The sequence below is a fragment of the Acinetobacter sp. YH12135 genome (assembly GCF_013418565.1).
GTDB lineage: Bacteria > Pseudomonadota > Gammaproteobacteria > Pseudomonadales > Moraxellaceae > Acinetobacter > Acinetobacter towneri.
This window is the reverse complement of record NZ_VPBU01000009.1, coordinates 20,055-35,521: the sequence shown is the minus strand read 5'-3', so window position 1 is coordinate 35,521 and position 15,467 is coordinate 20,055. Positions and strand designations below refer to the sequence as shown.

The 15,467-nt window shown below is 42.7% G+C and carries 12 protein-coding genes; 5 read left to right on the top strand and 7 right to left on the bottom strand.

Annotated features, from left to right (window positions below):
• The first annotated feature begins 14 nt into the window (after positions 1-14).
• Entirely contained in the window at positions 15-1,352 is a 1,338-nt protein-coding gene (locus FTU70_RS06735; RefSeq protein WP_180060368.1) for a sigma-54-dependent Fis family transcriptional regulator, read from the top strand.
• On the opposite strand, the gene FTU70_RS06730 is transcribed toward FTU70_RS06735, so the two are convergent.
• The 5 genes from FTU70_RS06730 to FTU70_RS06710 all read right to left on the bottom strand — a co-directional run bounded on the left by FTU70_RS06730 (position 1,347) and on the right by FTU70_RS06710 (position 6,263).
• Positions 1,347-2,180 (bottom strand): SDR family oxidoreductase, encoded by an 834-nt coding sequence (locus FTU70_RS06730; RefSeq protein ID WP_180060367.1) that lies wholly within the window; start codon positions 2,178-2,180, stop codon positions 1,347-1,349. The genes FTU70_RS06735 and FTU70_RS06730 overlap by 6 nt on opposite strands.
• Positions 2,181-2,220: 40 nt before the next feature.
• The gene (locus FTU70_RS06725) at positions 2,221-3,075 is read right to left on the bottom strand and encodes a TauD/TfdA family dioxygenase (protein ID WP_180060366.1); all 855 of its coding nucleotides are present in this window, start codon (positions 3,073-3,075) and stop codon (positions 2,221-2,223) included.
• Positions 3,029-4,720 carry an AMP-binding protein gene (locus FTU70_RS06720; RefSeq protein ID WP_180006039.1) on the bottom strand — a complete coding sequence of 564 codons (1,692 nt, stop codon included), beginning with the start codon at positions 4,718-4,720 and terminating at the stop codon, positions 3,029-3,031. Before FTU70_RS06720 ends, FTU70_RS06725 begins: the two co-directional genes overlap by 47 nt.
• 28 nt (positions 4,721-4,748) lie before the next feature.
• Positions 4,749-5,543, bottom strand: a complete 795-nt coding sequence (locus tag FTU70_RS06715) for a thermostable hemolysin (RefSeq protein WP_167846200.1) — start codon at positions 5,541-5,543, stop codon at positions 4,749-4,751.
• Between the two features lie 222 nt (positions 5,544-5,765).
• Positions 5,766-6,263 carry a thioesterase family protein gene (locus tag FTU70_RS06710; protein WP_096902274.1) on the bottom strand — a complete coding sequence of 166 codons (498 nt, stop codon included), beginning with the start codon at positions 6,261-6,263 and terminating at the stop codon, positions 5,766-5,768.
• A gap of 120 nt (positions 6,264-6,383) precedes the next feature.
• Between FTU70_RS06710 and hemB the strand changes: the two genes are divergently transcribed.
• Both hemB and thiO read left to right on the top strand, forming a co-directional pair.
• Positions 6,384-7,397 (top strand): porphobilinogen synthase, encoded by a 1,014-nt coding sequence (hemB, locus tag FTU70_RS06705; protein WP_004975342.1) that lies wholly within the window; start codon positions 6,384-6,386, stop codon positions 7,395-7,397.
• Between the two features lie 13 nt (positions 7,398-7,410).
• Positions 7,411-8,529 (top strand): glycine oxidase ThiO, encoded by a 1,119-nt coding sequence (thiO, locus tag FTU70_RS06700; RefSeq protein WP_004975341.1) that lies wholly within the window; start codon positions 7,411-7,413, stop codon positions 8,527-8,529.
• Between the two features lie 20 nt (positions 8,530-8,549).
• Here the strand turns inward: thiO and FTU70_RS06695 are convergent, their stop codons facing one another.
• Together FTU70_RS06695 and FTU70_RS06690 are read right to left on the bottom strand one after the other, a co-directional pair.
• Positions 8,550-9,467 carry a TIGR01777 family oxidoreductase gene (locus FTU70_RS06695; protein WP_179996021.1) on the bottom strand — a complete coding sequence of 306 codons (918 nt, stop codon included), beginning with the start codon at positions 9,465-9,467 and terminating at the stop codon, positions 8,550-8,552.
• A 136-nt stretch (positions 9,468-9,603) separates the two neighbouring features.
• Positions 9,604-10,050 (bottom strand): ABZJ_00895 family protein, encoded by a 447-nt coding sequence (locus tag FTU70_RS06690; RefSeq protein WP_004975337.1) that lies wholly within the window; start codon positions 10,048-10,050, stop codon positions 9,604-9,606.
• A gap of 481 nt (positions 10,051-10,531) precedes the next feature.
• Here FTU70_RS06690 and FTU70_RS06685 point away from each other — a divergent pair, with 481 nt between their 5' ends.
• Positions 10,532-11,782 carry an exonuclease SbcCD subunit D C-terminal domain-containing protein gene (locus tag FTU70_RS06685; RefSeq protein WP_167846202.1) on the top strand — a complete coding sequence of 417 codons (1,251 nt, stop codon included), beginning with the start codon at positions 10,532-10,534 and terminating at the stop codon, positions 11,780-11,782.
• Between the two features lie 9 nt (positions 11,783-11,791).
• On the top strand, positions 11,792-15,403 hold the full coding sequence (locus tag FTU70_RS06680) for an AAA family ATPase (RefSeq protein ID WP_180060365.1): 3,612 nt from the start codon (positions 11,792-11,794) through the stop codon (positions 15,401-15,403).
• The last annotated feature ends 64 nt before the right edge of the window (positions 15,404-15,467 follow it).

Below are 15,467 nucleotides of genomic sequence, written 5' to 3'. Positions count from 1 at the left end.
AAAGATGAAACATCATGAATTCGATACATGACTTTGAACAACAAGCCAGTCTTGAAAGCTTTTTGTTTCATTTACAACAACTTTGTCCAGACAGTTTGCTCTATGTTTATGACGACATTGCTCAAACATGGATTTATGAATATGCACAAGATGCTTCTGTTTCTGCAGCTACGGGTAAAACATTAAAAAACCAATTATTGAAATTAAAACTACAATCACAATCAGCATCACAACCACAGACAGGTCTGCTGCAACTCCCGAATAGTGCTAAGGCATGGCACTACCACAGCTTAAATATTCGTGTCCATACAGCCGATTTCACAGGATGTTTATTCTTTCTGCAGCCTAGCGTTGCAACAGTGTCATCACAAACACTCACCCCATCTGCCCAAGCACAAAATAGTTTGGCGGAGTTTTTCCATAGTGATTCGCCACAAATGCAGCATATGTATTCCATTATTGAACGGGTAGCGATTACTGAGTTTCCTGTTTTGGTGCGTGGTGAATCTGGTAGTGGTAAAGAGTTGGTGGCGCAAGCAGTACATGCACGCAGCCAACGGCATACACAAGTCTTTATTGCGATTAACTGCGCGGCTTTAAATGCCAATATTTTAGAAAGTGAATTGTTTGGGCATGTGAAAGGTGCATTTACAGGGGCAATTCGTGAGCATAAAGGTGTGTTTGAACGTGCTGCAGGTGGTACTTTATTTTTAGATGAAATTGCAGAAATTCCACTGGAACTGCAAGCCAAATTATTGCGAGTATTAGAAACGGGCGAATTCACCCCTTTGGGCGGTGAAAAAGCGATTAAATCGAATGTCAGAATTATTACCGCAACCCATCGCGCTTTACGTGAAGAAGCGCGTTTAGGCAGATTTCGCCAAGATTTACTTTATCGTTTACGGGTGATTCCAATTTTTGTGCCACCACTACGTGAACGTAAACAAGATATCCCTAAAATTGCAGCATTTATTTTGCAACAACAAGCCCAGTTTCAGGTCACGCCACATTTGACCGAGCAAGTACTGAAGGTATTAATCAATTACGACTGGCCAGGCAACGTACGTGAATTAAAAAATACCTTGCTGTATGCATTGACCATGTCAGCAGGTAAAACGGAAATTGATCAACACGATTTACCCGATGAAATTGTGCATGCTAGTTTGAAACTCGCCACAGCTACCCCAACGCCACAACCTATTGAGCTGCCCATCAAAACCAACAATAAAGTAGATAAAGACACACTGCAGGATTTACTGGAAAAATATCAGGGGCAAACTCAATTGGTGGCACAAGCCTTGGGCATTAGCCGAACCACCTTATGGCGATATCGAAAAAAATATCATTTATGAGGCGGAAGTTTGCTGAATAAAGGACGCTTTGCTTTGATCTGCATATTCATAAATGGTGTCTAAATCTTTTTGAATGGCAGCCGCGACTCGGCTAGGCATCAACTGATTCAGTTTGACAAAGACTTTTTCAGGATACCCGACCTGATAGGATTGACGGTCTGTTTGTAAAAATTGATACAGCTCTTGTGCCACAAATTCAGGTGCATCCACTTTTGTACCCATTTTGATATTCATTTCTATCACATCGGGATTATTCATACTGGTATTGGTCGCGCGTGGGGAGAAATATCTAAAACGAATGGCAGTCTGACAATACTCTCGCGCCAACGCTTCAGTTGCACCACGCAAGGCAAACTTACTGGCGCAATAACTCACATAGCCAGGATAGCCGATGCTGCCAAAAGTCGAGCCAATATTGATGATCTGACTCGGCTGACTGTCCGACATATATGGAATCACATCCTGAATCAGTTGCAGCGGATAAGCCACATTGACCAACATCATTTGCTCAATGGTATCCTGTGATTGCTGCGCAAACAGACGAAAATCATTCATGCCTGCATTGTTAATATAGTAATGAATCGGCTGTTTTAATGCGGCAAGTGCCTGAATAAAATCATGACGACTGCTGGCATCAATTAAATCACAACGCAGACTGTGTAATTGCAACTGAGGATACTGCTGCGCCAGACTTTGCTCTAGTTGTTGCAAGGTGTCTTGCTTACGCCCAACCAAAATTAAGTTTAAGCCTTTTTTAGCAAAATGATGCGCAATCGCATGACCAATCCCGCCTGTTGCCCCGAAAATCACCGCAGTTAAATTTGACATAAAAGATACTCTCAATTTTAAGATATTCGATACAACTCAATTATAAAAATGCAGGATTCAGTCCCAAGCCCATACAAATATAGAGTTTACGATCTTCTAATGGCACCAATATTTCACGTCTGCCATGCATAAAGCGCTTGTTATCAATGAGCACCACATCACCATCTTGCCAGTCAATTTCTGAGGTTTCACGCTCGCATCGCTCTGCCAACTCTTCCAATAATTCCGCTTGGATTTCGCTGCCATCGGCAAAGTAAAAACGCGGCTTTTCGTAATTATAAGAAGGCCCCAACAAGGTGTTGGCAAAGGCAGGCACAGCTTTTAAATTGTCATGGCGAATCATCGGCATGCTTAAATCGTACTGTACGCCTTCATCATGCGCAGGGCGAATCCGTTGTATAGGAATCATCTCAATAAAATGAGCGAGTTCCTGCTGCCCGACCTGTACGGCATCGGCAATATTGAGTGCTGTCGCCACATACTTTTGCCACATCGCTTTGGGTAAGTAACGGCTGATGGTCATCGGTTCAGCAAATTTCTGCTTCAGTGTGTCAGGCAGTTTTTGCCATACCTCATGTCCATCACATAAAGTAGTCTGCGAACCACGCGAAGCACTTTTTTCACTAAAAAAAGCAATAATATCAGGCGGCATTGGGGTTGAACCATTTTCTATATGCAGTCCCATTGCCTGCGTACCTGCATCTACTTTTTGCGATTGTCGGGTCACATTTTCACGTGCAGGGTCATAGGTCAGCTTTTGGCAAATATTGCTCATCAGCCCACTAAACGCATTCACATCATAATGTTCATTTCTAAGTAAAACCCAACCGTGCTCCACCAAACGATCTTTAATTTGTTGTGGGGAATGTTTGAATTGCTGTTGTGCAATATTCATGTGATTTCTCTCTATCTCTATTGATGACTGACAGGTTGATGTCTATCTGTGAAACATCTCCAAGATCAGCCATTAAATACGTTGTAGGATGTGCCAAAGCTGTCTGATACTGTTGCTGAATGACTGCTCTACGCAATTTTCCGTTATCGGTTAACATCTGATTATTTAAAGAAAAAGGTTGTTCAGCACGGCACCAGTGTTTAATTTGGGCATAATCAGGCATACGGGTATTGGCACGATAAATCGCGGCTGCCAATTGCGCATCTGAACGATGTTCCTCGGCATAAATCACTGCAGATAATGACGGCTGCGCTTCACCAAACACGGCAATCTGTTGAATTTCAGGCTCACTCAAACTGTTCGATTCAACCCATTCTGGTGAAATATTGCGCCCAAAACTGCTGACAATAATTTGCTTGATACGCCCCGTGATATATAAATAGCCATCTTCATCAAAATAACCTGCATCGCCTGTGTGAATATCGGCTGATACCGCATCCTGCTCACGCCCAAGTTCATGCATATATCCCAACATGGCATTGCCCTTGACCACCACTTCTTGATTGGCAGCAATTTCGACTTGAACATGCGGCAATACGCGGCCAACACTGCCAATTCTGCGAGCTTCAGGCAGGTTTAAACTCACGACCGATGCACATTCAGACAGACCATAACCTTCATAAACAGGTAAATTGAATTGCTGACACTGCTTGAGTAAATCTGCAGACACCTTGCCGCCACCCACGGCAATAAACTTCAAAGTGCGCAAGCCCAAATCGCCGTGTTGATGGATATATTCCACAATCGCTTTGAGCATTTGCGGCAATAAAATCACGCTTTCAATGCAATATTGCTGCACGGCATCGACAAAGCGTGAAACATCAAACTCATGGTTGGTCAGCAAACCGAACTGGCTGACTTCACCCACCACCACTGCACGTCCCATGTGAAAAGGCACATACACGCCTGCGATATTTTCAAGCAATGTTGCAAATGGAATTAGACACAAATGCCGCCCAAGCTGGCTACTTTGTAATGCCTGACTTAAAGAGTGTGTAATTGAATTGATGGTGGCTTCTGCCAAACACACACTTTTGGGTGTACCTGTACTGCCCGAGGTATAAGTAATTTTTGTAGGCTGCTCAGCAGAATTTGGGGATAAATGCGGTTGTGCTGTTTCAACGCTTAGACGAAACAACTGCCCTTGATATAAATCTGATGGTGGCAAAACCTGTGCCTGAACTGCATCAATCATCTCCAACAAAGCTTCTGGAATAGCAGTATTTCCAATAGCCGAGTTAACATTGGACGGAGTATCGCTTTGTGCAGTATCCGTCAAAATACACAGCAACTCCGCTTGGCTGTCTTGCAGTAAATGTTGCACTTGTGCAGCAGTAAAAAATAAAGGCACAGGAATGACTGTCATTGCAGCTTTACGTGCGGCTAAATCGACCACAATCCAATCGGCCTGGTTCACACCCCACAACGCCAAACGCTGTACTTGATAAGTTGCCAATTCTGCACTGAGCAACTCAACCCGTTGCTGTAATGTGGCATAACTCAGTGTGGTTTGTGCCGTCACAATTGCTTCACGCTCAGGGTCTGTTTGAGCATAGTGATTCAGGTTTTCAAATAACTCATTCATCTTTCAATTTCCGCCTTTCTGCATGACCTTAGGCATAAAAACAATATTGCTGTTGCGTGACCGCCAACGCTGCTGCAACGTCAATCGCCAGTACATAAGGCTTCTGTTGGTAATAACTGCCCCATTGATGCTGTGCATCGCCCAAGGCTTCGGGGTTGGCTTTTTCTAGTACCTGAAAATGCAAACCCATTTGCTGTAACACATAGCGCACTGCTGCTGTTCCTGTGCAAACTGCCCACGACACATTGTTCTGCGATAAGTGAAAGACCAAAAAAGCCACCATCAATTTGGCTTTGCTCATGTCTTGCGCTGCCAAGTTGCCAATTTCAACAATCTGCGCGCGCGTTACAGGCACTTGGCTCAATTGGGTTAAAATGGTTTCAATGGGTGCACCTAAATACTGTTCCAAAAAGGCTTGGTTTGCGCCCAATGGTTGCATGCCAATCACCACTTGCATGTCGTGGTTTACATAGCCTGCAAACAAGGTATCTGAAAAAGTATTTATGGATGCCTGATGGACTTTTTGGTATTTATCTCGAATAAAATGCTCTAATGCCAAGCGTTGTTTGCTAGCATCTTGGGTCACAGTTGTCACATTTAAATGTTGTGCTGTTGTGTGTGCTTGAATCACCGAGGCATAGCTGTGTAATACATCTAAATGTGGCTGTTCTAGGTTCAACTGTTTTGGGTTCGTTTGTGGTTTATACGGCTGCGCTACAGATGCATACCCGTTGAATTGTTTTTTATTTTTTTGCTGATGAAAATTCGCATCCAGAAAATGCGTTTGACTGGATGATTGAGCATCAAAATTAAATTTGATCATGTGCATCACATTGGATAGAAAATAACTCAATGCTCAAGATAGAAATCTAAACTTAAAGAAAACTTAAGTCGCTACAAACTGTCACAATTCAAAAAACTCTTCATGCACACAAAAAAAGGAGATGATCACTCAACTCCTTATATGTTTAAAACAATAAACTAATCAAAAATAAACAGTCATCCAATTATGCAAAACACAATTGTTCGCGCCCTACCTTAGATTTTAATAGGCATAAGACGCAATTGCCGTTGCAATTGGTTTATCTTCATCATTGACCATCGTCATACGCATGGTGCAGCCTTTACGCCCTAAACGCAAAGTTTCCGCACGGGCAATAAAATACTTGCCGCGTCCCGGTGCTAAATAATCCACTCGCATATCTACGGTAGCCAAACGAGTGACTTTTTTAATGGTATCGGGCAAATCGTCAGGTTCTGTCCGTTTATATAACTCCCCCATTGCCACAATACCGCCCACACTGTCCAAAATGGTTGCAGCAACACCACCATGTAAAATTTGGAAAGCCACGTTGCCCACCATATACGGTTGCATCTCAATATAGGCTTCAATTTGACCATCGACCACACGCATGCTCATGCCATTGTGTTGAAAAAATGGCGATCCATTAAATGCATTGACCAATTGTCTTAGCACGACATCAATATCGACTTTCGCGCCTAAATGTATATTCCCAGTCCAATTTTTCTCTGCATTACTCATAACGTGCCCAAAAGTCCAAACAACTCAATTTACCAACAATAAAAACAGCCAATGTATGCCCAAATGAAATTTAAGGGGCTACAATAGTCGTCTAGTTTAATACTGATCAGTGAGATTTTTATGACCTATACGTTCAATCGCCCTGCATTTCCTGCCACTCGTATGCGTCGTATCCGTAAAAATGATCAATTACGCGCCATGGTTCGCGAAACTCACTTAACCACAGATCACTTGATTTATCCTGTATTTGTTTTACCGGGACAAAATCAAACCCAAGATATTCCAAGCATGCCGAATATTCAGCGTTTATCGGCAGACTTATTACTCAAAAAAGCCGAGCGTTTAATGCAGTTGGGCGTGTCTAAACTGGCATTATTTCCAGTCACACCACAAGAAGACAAAAGCCTGACCGCAGAAGCAGCATGGCGTGAAGATGGCTTGGTGCAAAACACACTACGCCTGCTGAAAAAAGAATTGCCAGAGATGGTACTTATTACCGATGGCGCACTCGACCCGTACACTACTCATGGTCAAGATGGCATTATTGATGACACAGGCTATGTACTGAATGATGAAACCGTTGAATGTCTAATTAAACAGGCTTTAAGCCATGCCGAAGCGGGTGCAGATGTGGTTGCGCCAAGTGACATGATGGATGGCCGTATTGGTGCGATTCGTCAGGCGTTGGAAAGCAACGGGCACATCTATACCTCTATCATGGCTTATTCAGCCAAATACGCCTCTAGCTTTTACGGCCCATTCCGTGATGCAGTCGGTTCTGCCAGCAACCTCAAAGGCGGCAACAAATACAATTATCAAATGGATATTGGCAACCGCGCCGAAGCCTTGCATGAAATTGCACTGGATATTCAAGAAGGTGCAGACATGGTGATTGTAAAACCAGGTATGCCTTATTTAGACATCGTACGTGAAGTGAAAGATAACTTTGGTGTGCCAACCTTTGTCTATCAAGTGAGTGGTGAATACGCCATGCTTGCTGCCGCGATTCAAAATGGCTGGTTGTCGGACAGTGTGATTATTGAATCGCTAATGAGTTGCCGCCGTGCAGGTGCAGATGGTATTTGGACATATTTTGCCGAAGAAGCAGCACTCAAACTTAAAGATATGGCATAAACAGGCGACTTTCATGCACATCGCAATCATTGGTGCAGGCATCAGCGGTTTGTTGTCTGCACTCGAACTGGTAGAGCAGGGCTGCTCTATCAGTATTTTTGATCAACAACAAGCAGCACAAGCGGCATCATGGGCAGGTGGTGGAATTCTTTCTCCCATGTATCCGTGGCGTTATCCTCAAGCGGTCAATGACTTAGCCCAATTTGCCAAACCGCAGTACCAAGCATGGAATGAAAAACTCAAACCTATTACAGGCATTGATTTTGAAATCCATGAAACAGGCATGTTGATTTTTGATGAAGATGATTTTGAGATTGGTATAAATTATGCCGAACGTCATCATGAACCGATGCAGCAAGCTGAATGTCTGAATCGGGAACAGCTCGAACAAATTAACCCGCATATCCACCCCAAATTTAAACAAGCCCTGTATTTCTCACAACTTGCCAATGTGCGCAATCCGCGTTTATTACAATCGCTCACGCAATATTTGAAACAACATCCGCGCGTGCGATTTTTTGAACACTGCCCAATTCAGCAATTTCAGATCACTGAAGATCGTATTCAAGCCATTCAATCTGCCGATGGTCGCTTGCATCGTGCAGATCATATCGTGCTTGCGACAGGTGCATGGTCACAGCACTGGGCGGCACAACTGGGTTTAGAGATTCCTGTACAGCCTGTACAAGGGCAAATTGTGTTATTTAAAACCCCTGCACAATGGTTGCCAAGCATGTGCATGAACAAGGTGATGTACTTGATTCCACGTCAAGATGGGCATGTGCTATGCGGTTCCAGTATGCGTCACGTTGGTTTTGACACCACACCAAACCCGCAAACCCAACAAGATATTTTAACGGCTTGTTTTGAAATGGTGCCTGAATTGGCACAGTTCCCCATTGTGAAACAATGGGCTGGTTTACGTCCAGGCTCGCCTACAGGTGTGCCGTATATCGGCAAAGTGCCAAGCCTAAATAATGTATGGATGAATTTCGGACACTTCCGTAATGGCTTATGTATGGGCACTGCTTCAGCGCAGTTATTAAGACAGCTCATGCTTGGGCAAGAAACGATTGTTGATCCTGCCGCTTATGATCCAAAGCAGTTACAGCCCACCTCAATCTGTGCATAACACTCAGCAGCATCCTCTGTTTAAGTAGAGGATGATGCACCCAGACAAGCCGCTAGCGCCTGTTCAAGTTTTGGATATTGAAAGCAATAGCCTGCTTGTTCTAACGCTTGTGGTTTAACATATTGCCCATTCAGCACCAATTGCGATTGCTCGCCCAATAACCAACGCAAGACAAAAGCAGGTAACACCAAAAATGGACGACGTTTTAAAAGCCGAGCTGCGGTTTCGGCAAAGTCTTGCTGACTGGTTTTTTCAGGTGCAACCACATTCAAAATTTTGGCGTCTACAGGTTGCATCATTAACCAGTGAATGGCCTGTAAAACATCTTGTATATGCACCCATGCAACAGGCTGCCGTCCATGCCCAATCCGCCCGACGGCATTTAAACGAATTGGTAATAACATTTGCGGTAAAATGCCGCCACCGCGTCCAAACACCACACCCAAACGCATAATTTTAGTATTTTGCTGGCTAAAGCTTAAAGCAGCTTGTTCCCATTGCTGACACAGTTGCGACATAAAAATATCTTGTGCTGTACTGTGCTCGGTACACAATGTAGACCATTGTTCCTGCGGGTCAATTCCGTAATACCCCACAGCCGAGCCTGAAATAATACACTTGGGGAAAATACGGCGCTTTTCAAGATATTGATATAAGTACAGTGTGGTCTGAACTCGACTATCGAGCAATTTTTGTTTGCGTTCTGCTGTCCATCTGCCCTGTCCAATACTTTCTCCCGCCAAATTAATCACATAATCAATTTGGTCGGTGTCGAGTTCATCTAACTGCTGAATCCAGCGTAATTGTGGATGTTTGGATACTCGATTGGGCTGTCGGGTTAGCCCCACCACCCGATAATCCTGTTGCAATAAAAATGGCAACAATTGTAAACCAATAAAACCACTTGCCCCTGTTACCAGTACCAAAGGTTTATGCATCTTCCAATCTCAGCATGATGAAAAATATAGTTTTAGCTATACGAGATTTAGACTGAATGTTCAAGTCTGAGCAAATCATCATCACATAACTGATCATGTATATTTGAAGAAAATCAGATATTAACAACTTCTTTTATCAGCCAAACATTTTAACTGCCATACGCTGTGCCTGTTTACCATAAAACCAATAGGTCAGCAGATACAATGGAATTGCGATCAACAAGAACATGATCACCACCACACTCATAAATTGTGGCTGTTGCAAATACTGTAAAAAATCTTGCCAAATGCTTGGGTTTTGGCGAGAAAATATCGCCAAACCTAATAATAAAAACGCCAAGTTATAGCCCCAAAAAATCAGGCTAAATCCTAAAGTAAATGTCTTGCGTTCCTTGTCATTCGGCGCACGGCGTTGTTGTTTTAAAAACTTATACAGCACTAAAATCATGGCAACCAAATAAGGCACCGCAGTTAAAATCCCGCCTACACCCGCAGGTAATAATGCAGCCAATACGCCACAAATACAGGTCATCACAAAGCAATACAAGAAAAACCAGATAAAATAACGGCTTAGCGATACCATAAAGATGACTCAGACAAAAGATTCAGCCTAGTATAAAAAAAATTGATTTTTTTTTCATGAAATTGTCAACCGAATACAAAAGCCTGACGTTATATAGGCTACAAGGTCACAACAACCGTTAATGTGTATGGCATCCACAATATTTTCGGTGACCTGACTAAAGCAATAAATCGCATACAGTCATGCTTTGAACAGCAGCCAAAGCTTTACTGTATCGCAAGTTTTTCTTTGACCGACGATTTCATCATCACTCGAATCGTCGGTCTTTATTTTTTAAGGTCTTTTTTTAGCCTTTCTAACATCAGTATTTTAACTCTCTATATTTTTCTATACAGATCACGACAGATTTTACTTTCCCTTCTCTTTAAAATCTCTGCGACCTAAATTGTCGCTTTAAAAGCAGAAAACTGGTTTTTTGCCGCAGTGTTGCGCTCAGTTATGTTAAGTTATCCCATAATTCAACATCAAGATTGGAACACGCATGGCTGTTCATTTTTTACATACGTCTGATTGGCATTTGGGGCAATTTTTCCATCACCATGAACGTGAATATGAACATACTGAATTTTTAAATTGGCTCTTAACTCAAATTAAAAGCAAACAGCCGAATGCCCTGCTCATAGCAGGCGATATTTTTGATGTGGTCAATCCTGCTTCGAGCGCTCAGAAACAACTCTATCAATTCCTTACCGATGCGCATGTGCTTGCTCCACACATGCAAACCTTAATGATTGCAGGCAATCATGACTCTGGGTATCGCATTGAGCAAGTTGAACCCTTTTTAGACCGCTTCAACGCCAAAGCTGTGGGCGTGATTGGTAAAACAGCCGAGCAAAAATTAGATTTAGATAAACTCCTAGTGCCTATTTATGACGCTGCGCAAAATATTGTGGCATGGTGTCTGACCCTGCCCTATTTACGCAGTGCAGAAATTACAGGTTTAAATGAACATAGCAGTGACAATCAATCTGCGGTTGCTTACTTACATCAACAACTGATTGCAGAAGCCAAAGCTCGTAAACAGCCAAATCAAGCCCTGATTTTAATGTCACATGCACACATGCAAGGTGGCGAAACTTCCGACTCAGAACGCCCAATTGTAGTGGGGAATGAAGAAGCCTTATCGACTGCGCTGTTTGATGAGGTGATTGACTATGTCGCACTCGGACACTTACACAAACCGCAACAGGTCGGACAGCCACACATTCGCTATAGCGGCTCACCCATCCCTTTATCATTTAGCGAGCTGAATTATAAACACCAAGTCCTTGAAGTTAGGATTGATCCATTACAGGCAGATGCACAGCGTTTCCAATATGAAAGCTTGCTTATTCCACGTACGGTAGAGCTGCTTCGGATTCGCTGTGAACTTTCTGAATTAATCACCGAACTGAATAAATTGCCAAAAGATGAAATTGCAGAAGTTTGCGCACGGCATTTTTTAGAAATTGAATATATCAGCGATGCCCCGCCACCCATTGATTTACGCCAACAAATTGAACAAGCACTGCCTGCCAACCGCTATCGTTTACTGCGCATTGCACGACGCTTTCAAAACTGTGAAAACTCGAACGTGCAACAATCAAAAATTGATTTAGAGCCGCCTACGCCTGAAAAATTATTTTTAGATTTATGGGAAAAAATGGGCTATCAACCTGACCCAGAAGTGAGCCAAGATTTTTTACAGCTTTTGGCCGAAGCCCAACAAGAACTTGATCAGAATAAAGCTTAAGGATTTACCATGAAAATTTTACGTTTAAGTTTAAATAATTTGGCATCTTTGGCAGGCACGCATGTCATCAATTTTGAAGATGAGCCACTGGCACAGGCAGGTTTAATTGCAATTACGGGCAAAACTGGTGCAGGCAAATCGACTTTGCTGGATGCCATGTGTTTGGCACTTTATGACGAAATTCCACGTTTGAGAGGTGCAACAGGCAGCCTGACCGATACCGCAGGCAAAGAAATTTCCTTAAAAGATTCTAAACATATTTTACGTCGTGGTACGACTTCTGGCTTTGCAGAACTTGAATTTATCGCGCTTGATCAAAAACGCTATTCGGCACGTTGGCAAATTCGCCGTGCGCACAATAAAGTGGATGGGAACTTAAAAGTTGAACGTGCCATCACCTGCTTAGATGAACAACGGGTTTTAAATCAAAAAATTTCTGAAGCTACGCCGATTGTAGAACAACTGATTGGTCTTAGTTTTGAGCAATTCACACGCGCAGTATTATTGGCACAATCGGAAGTTGGGGCATTTTTAAAAGCCAAAGACCATGAACGGGCAGATTTACTTGAATATTTAACCAATTCGCAAATTTTTACCGAAGTCAGTAAACGTGCAGCCGTTAAATTTAGTGAAATTAAACAAAAGCGAACAGATCTTGAAAATGTCATGGGGCATGTGGTGCTCCTCAGCGATGAAACACTAAAAGACTTAGAAACCCAACAACATGACCTAAGTCAACAATTAGCTTTGCTGACCCAAACCGAAAAACTGTATGAAAATGATGTGAAATGGCACAAAGATTGCCATGAACTCTATGCCAGCACCCAAGCTAAAAAAGAAATATACGATGTTCAAGTCGATGCCGATCTTAAACTCGCCTCTCAAAAACAATTGCTCAAACATTTAGATGAATTTCAAACCATCCGCGAGCAATTTGTCTTGCGTCAGCAAGCAGATACCGAGCTAAAAAATCTGAATCAGCAGCTTTTGAAATTTGAACCAAACTTGCAACAAGCGGAATACGCACAACAGCAAGCGATTAGTCAGCAACAGCAAGCGGAAAAAGACCTTCAGGCATGGCAGCAGCATGTTGAACAATTGAAACCACAACTTGAAATTGCGGCACAGTTACAACATGAAATTTCTAGCAAACTTCAACAATATACCGCTTTGGATGCTGCACAAAAATTATTTGCAGAGCAGCAAATTCAGCCTGTGCAAAATAATTTGAAGCAACTGACGACTCAACTTGCAACCGAGCAACAACAACAGCAACATTTACAACAGCAATTCAAACAGACTGCGGCATGGGCAAATTTTGATGATAATTTAGCCCTTACGTTGCAACGTCTGCAAGATTATTTGCAGCTTGAACAGCAGCTACGTCAGCAAAACCCTACGCTGTTCCAATCTGCATTAGATACTTTAATTGAGCAACAACAACATACACAGCAACAACTGTTGGTTTGGGAAAAACAATATCAACATCCTGAACAACTTGAGCAGCAACTCACGGCAGAGCAACAGCAATTACAACATGCTTTAAAGAGTGTGCATGTTTTAGAGCGCTTGCAACAGGCACTTGAACAATGGCAACAACAGACCACCCTATTTGAGCAGTTACAACAGCGTCAGCAAGAAACTTTAAGTCTGCAACAGCAGACACAGACTCAAATTCAAACCCAACAGCAGCAAGTGCAAATTACTGAACAAGCCTTGCAACAATTACAGCAGATTTTTGAACAGCAGCGTTTATTGCAGCATCAAAGTGTGCAGGATTTACGTGCCCAATTAAAACCGAATGAAGCCTGTATGGTCTGCGGCAGCCATGAACATCCGTTTATTCAGCATGAAAATTTACTCAGTGACGCTTTAAACCAATTGCAGGATCAGCAATTGCAGCAGGCCAAAACTGAATTTGAGCATGCGCAAAAACAGCTACAACAATTGGAGCGTGCTCGCAGTCAATACGATGCAACTTATCATCAACAACAACAACGCAGTCTTGAACTGCAACAGCAACTTGAACAACAACAGACATTGGTGCAACAGCTTGCAACATCCTTATCTTTAGATTTGGATGCAGCGCTACCTGTTGCAAAGCAAATTGAACACGTACAGCAACATTGGGCAACAACACATCAATCCACTCAACACTTGCAGCAGAGTATTCAACAAGCAAACGATACCCTGAAACAATGGCGCAATGCTGCACAGCAGGCAGAACAACTCAAATATGCTATTCAACAACGCCAAGACCTCGCTCAGCGTTTACAGCCTATTTTGTCGCTTTTAGATGCAGAACAAAGACACGCTTGGCTCAATCAACCGATTGAATACTATCAAAATGCCTTACAACAGTTAGAGCAACGTCATCACTTGCAGCAGCAGCAAGTTCAACTGAGCAAAACGATTGAACAACTGACTCAACAACAGCAGCAAGTGCAAGAAAAGTTGCTATTTTTACAACAGCAACATGCAGAGAAAACCCTACAACTGCAGCAGATTAAAACTGCAGGAAGTGAGCTGCGTGATCAAATTAAGCAGCTTACAAGAACTCATGCGGGATGTGAATATCAGACCTATCAAGAATGGCAGCAGGCTTTAGATCAGCAACAACAGCAACTCAATCTTGCACTTAGCACACAACGAACTGTACTTAATCAAGCAGAACAGGTGTTAAAAGACTTACAACTGCAAAAACATGGTTTGGATAGTAGAATTCAACAGCGCATGCAGCAACACACTGAATGTCAGCAACACATTGCAACGTGGCAAGCGACACACACGCATTTTCAAGCCAGCATCATTGATAAATGTTTACAGATTTCTTATGCCGAACATCAGCAAATACGCAACATGCTGCAGCAACAACAAAACAGTTTGGAGAGTGCTAAAACGGCTTGGCAAACATTGGAAGAGCAATATCAAAAACACTTAAAGCAACAGCCACAACTGAGTTTTGACGAGGTCACCACGCAACTGGCAGCGCTGCAAACAGACAAAGCCAAACAACAGCAAAACTATAATGAGATTGAGGCACAGCTACGCCTGAATAGCACCAATCAAGGGATTTTTGCTACCTATCAAACTCAAATTGAAAGTATCAAAGCTGAAGAATACCGCTGGGGACGTATTTACGATTTAATTGGGCATAAAGAAGGTACGAAATTTAAGAAAATTGCTCAAGAACATCACTTGGATATTTTGGTGGAATACGCCAATCAGCAATTGCTGCCACTGAGTTCGCGTTATCAGTTGCATCGTATTCCTGACAGTTTGGGGTTGGCGATTATTGATTTAGATATGAACAGTGAAATTCGCCCTGTTCTGTCTTTATCGGGTGGCGAAACCTTTTTGGTTTCTTTAGCTTTGGCACTGGCAATTGCCAATATGGCATCTGGCTCAATGAAACTGGAATCGCTATTTATTGATGAAGGCTTTGGCACTCTCGACCCGACTTCCTTGCACATGGTGATGAATGCCTTAGACCATCTGCAAAGTCAGGGACGTAAAGTGGTGCTGATTTCGCATATTCAGGAAATGCACGAACGAATTCCTGTGCAAATTCAAGTCAAACCAGTGGGTGCAGGGGCAAGTGAAGTCAATGTGGTGGGTTAAAGCCAATACTGCCTAAAATCTGAAGATTATTTGTCGATTGAAGAATTATTGAGATGACTGTGAG

Coding starts and splice junctions, on each gene's coding strand:
- FTU70_RS06720 (WP_180006039.1), bottom strand. CDS start 4,720: ATGAATGAGTTATTTGAAAACCTGAATCACTATGCTCAAACAGACCCT.
- FTU70_RS06730 (WP_180060367.1), bottom strand. CDS start 2,180: ATGTCAAATTTAACTGCGGTGATTTTCGGGGCAACAGGCGGGATTGGT.
- FTU70_RS06715 (WP_167846200.1), bottom strand. CDS start 5,543: ATGATCAAATTTAATTTTGATGCTCAATCATCCAGTCAAACGCATTTT.
- hemB (WP_004975342.1), top strand. CDS start 6,384: ATGACCTATACGTTCAATCGCCCTGCATTTCCTGCCACTCGTATGCGT.
- FTU70_RS06690 (WP_004975337.1), bottom strand. CDS start 10,050: ATGGTATCGCTAAGCCGTTATTTTATCTGGTTTTTCTTGTATTGCTTT.
- FTU70_RS06680 (WP_180060365.1), top strand. CDS start 11,792: ATGAAAATTTTACGTTTAAGTTTAAATAATTTGGCATCTTTGGCAGGC.
- FTU70_RS06735 (WP_180060368.1), top strand. CDS start 15: ATGAATTCGATACATGACTTTGAACAACAAGCCAGTCTTGAAAGCTTT.
- FTU70_RS06725 (WP_180060366.1), bottom strand. CDS start 3,075: ATGAATATTGCACAACAGCAATTCAAACATTCCCCACAACAAATTAAA.
- FTU70_RS06710 (WP_096902274.1), bottom strand. CDS start 6,263: ATGAGTAATGCAGAGAAAAATTGGACTGGGAATATACATTTAGGCGCG.
- FTU70_RS06685 (WP_167846202.1), top strand. CDS start 10,532: ATGGCTGTTCATTTTTTACATACGTCTGATTGGCATTTGGGGCAATTT.
- FTU70_RS06695 (WP_179996021.1), bottom strand. CDS start 9,467: ATGCATAAACCTTTGGTACTGGTAACAGGGGCAAGTGGTTTTATTGGT.
- thiO (WP_004975341.1), top strand. CDS start 7,411: ATGCACATCGCAATCATTGGTGCAGGCATCAGCGGTTTGTTGTCTGCA.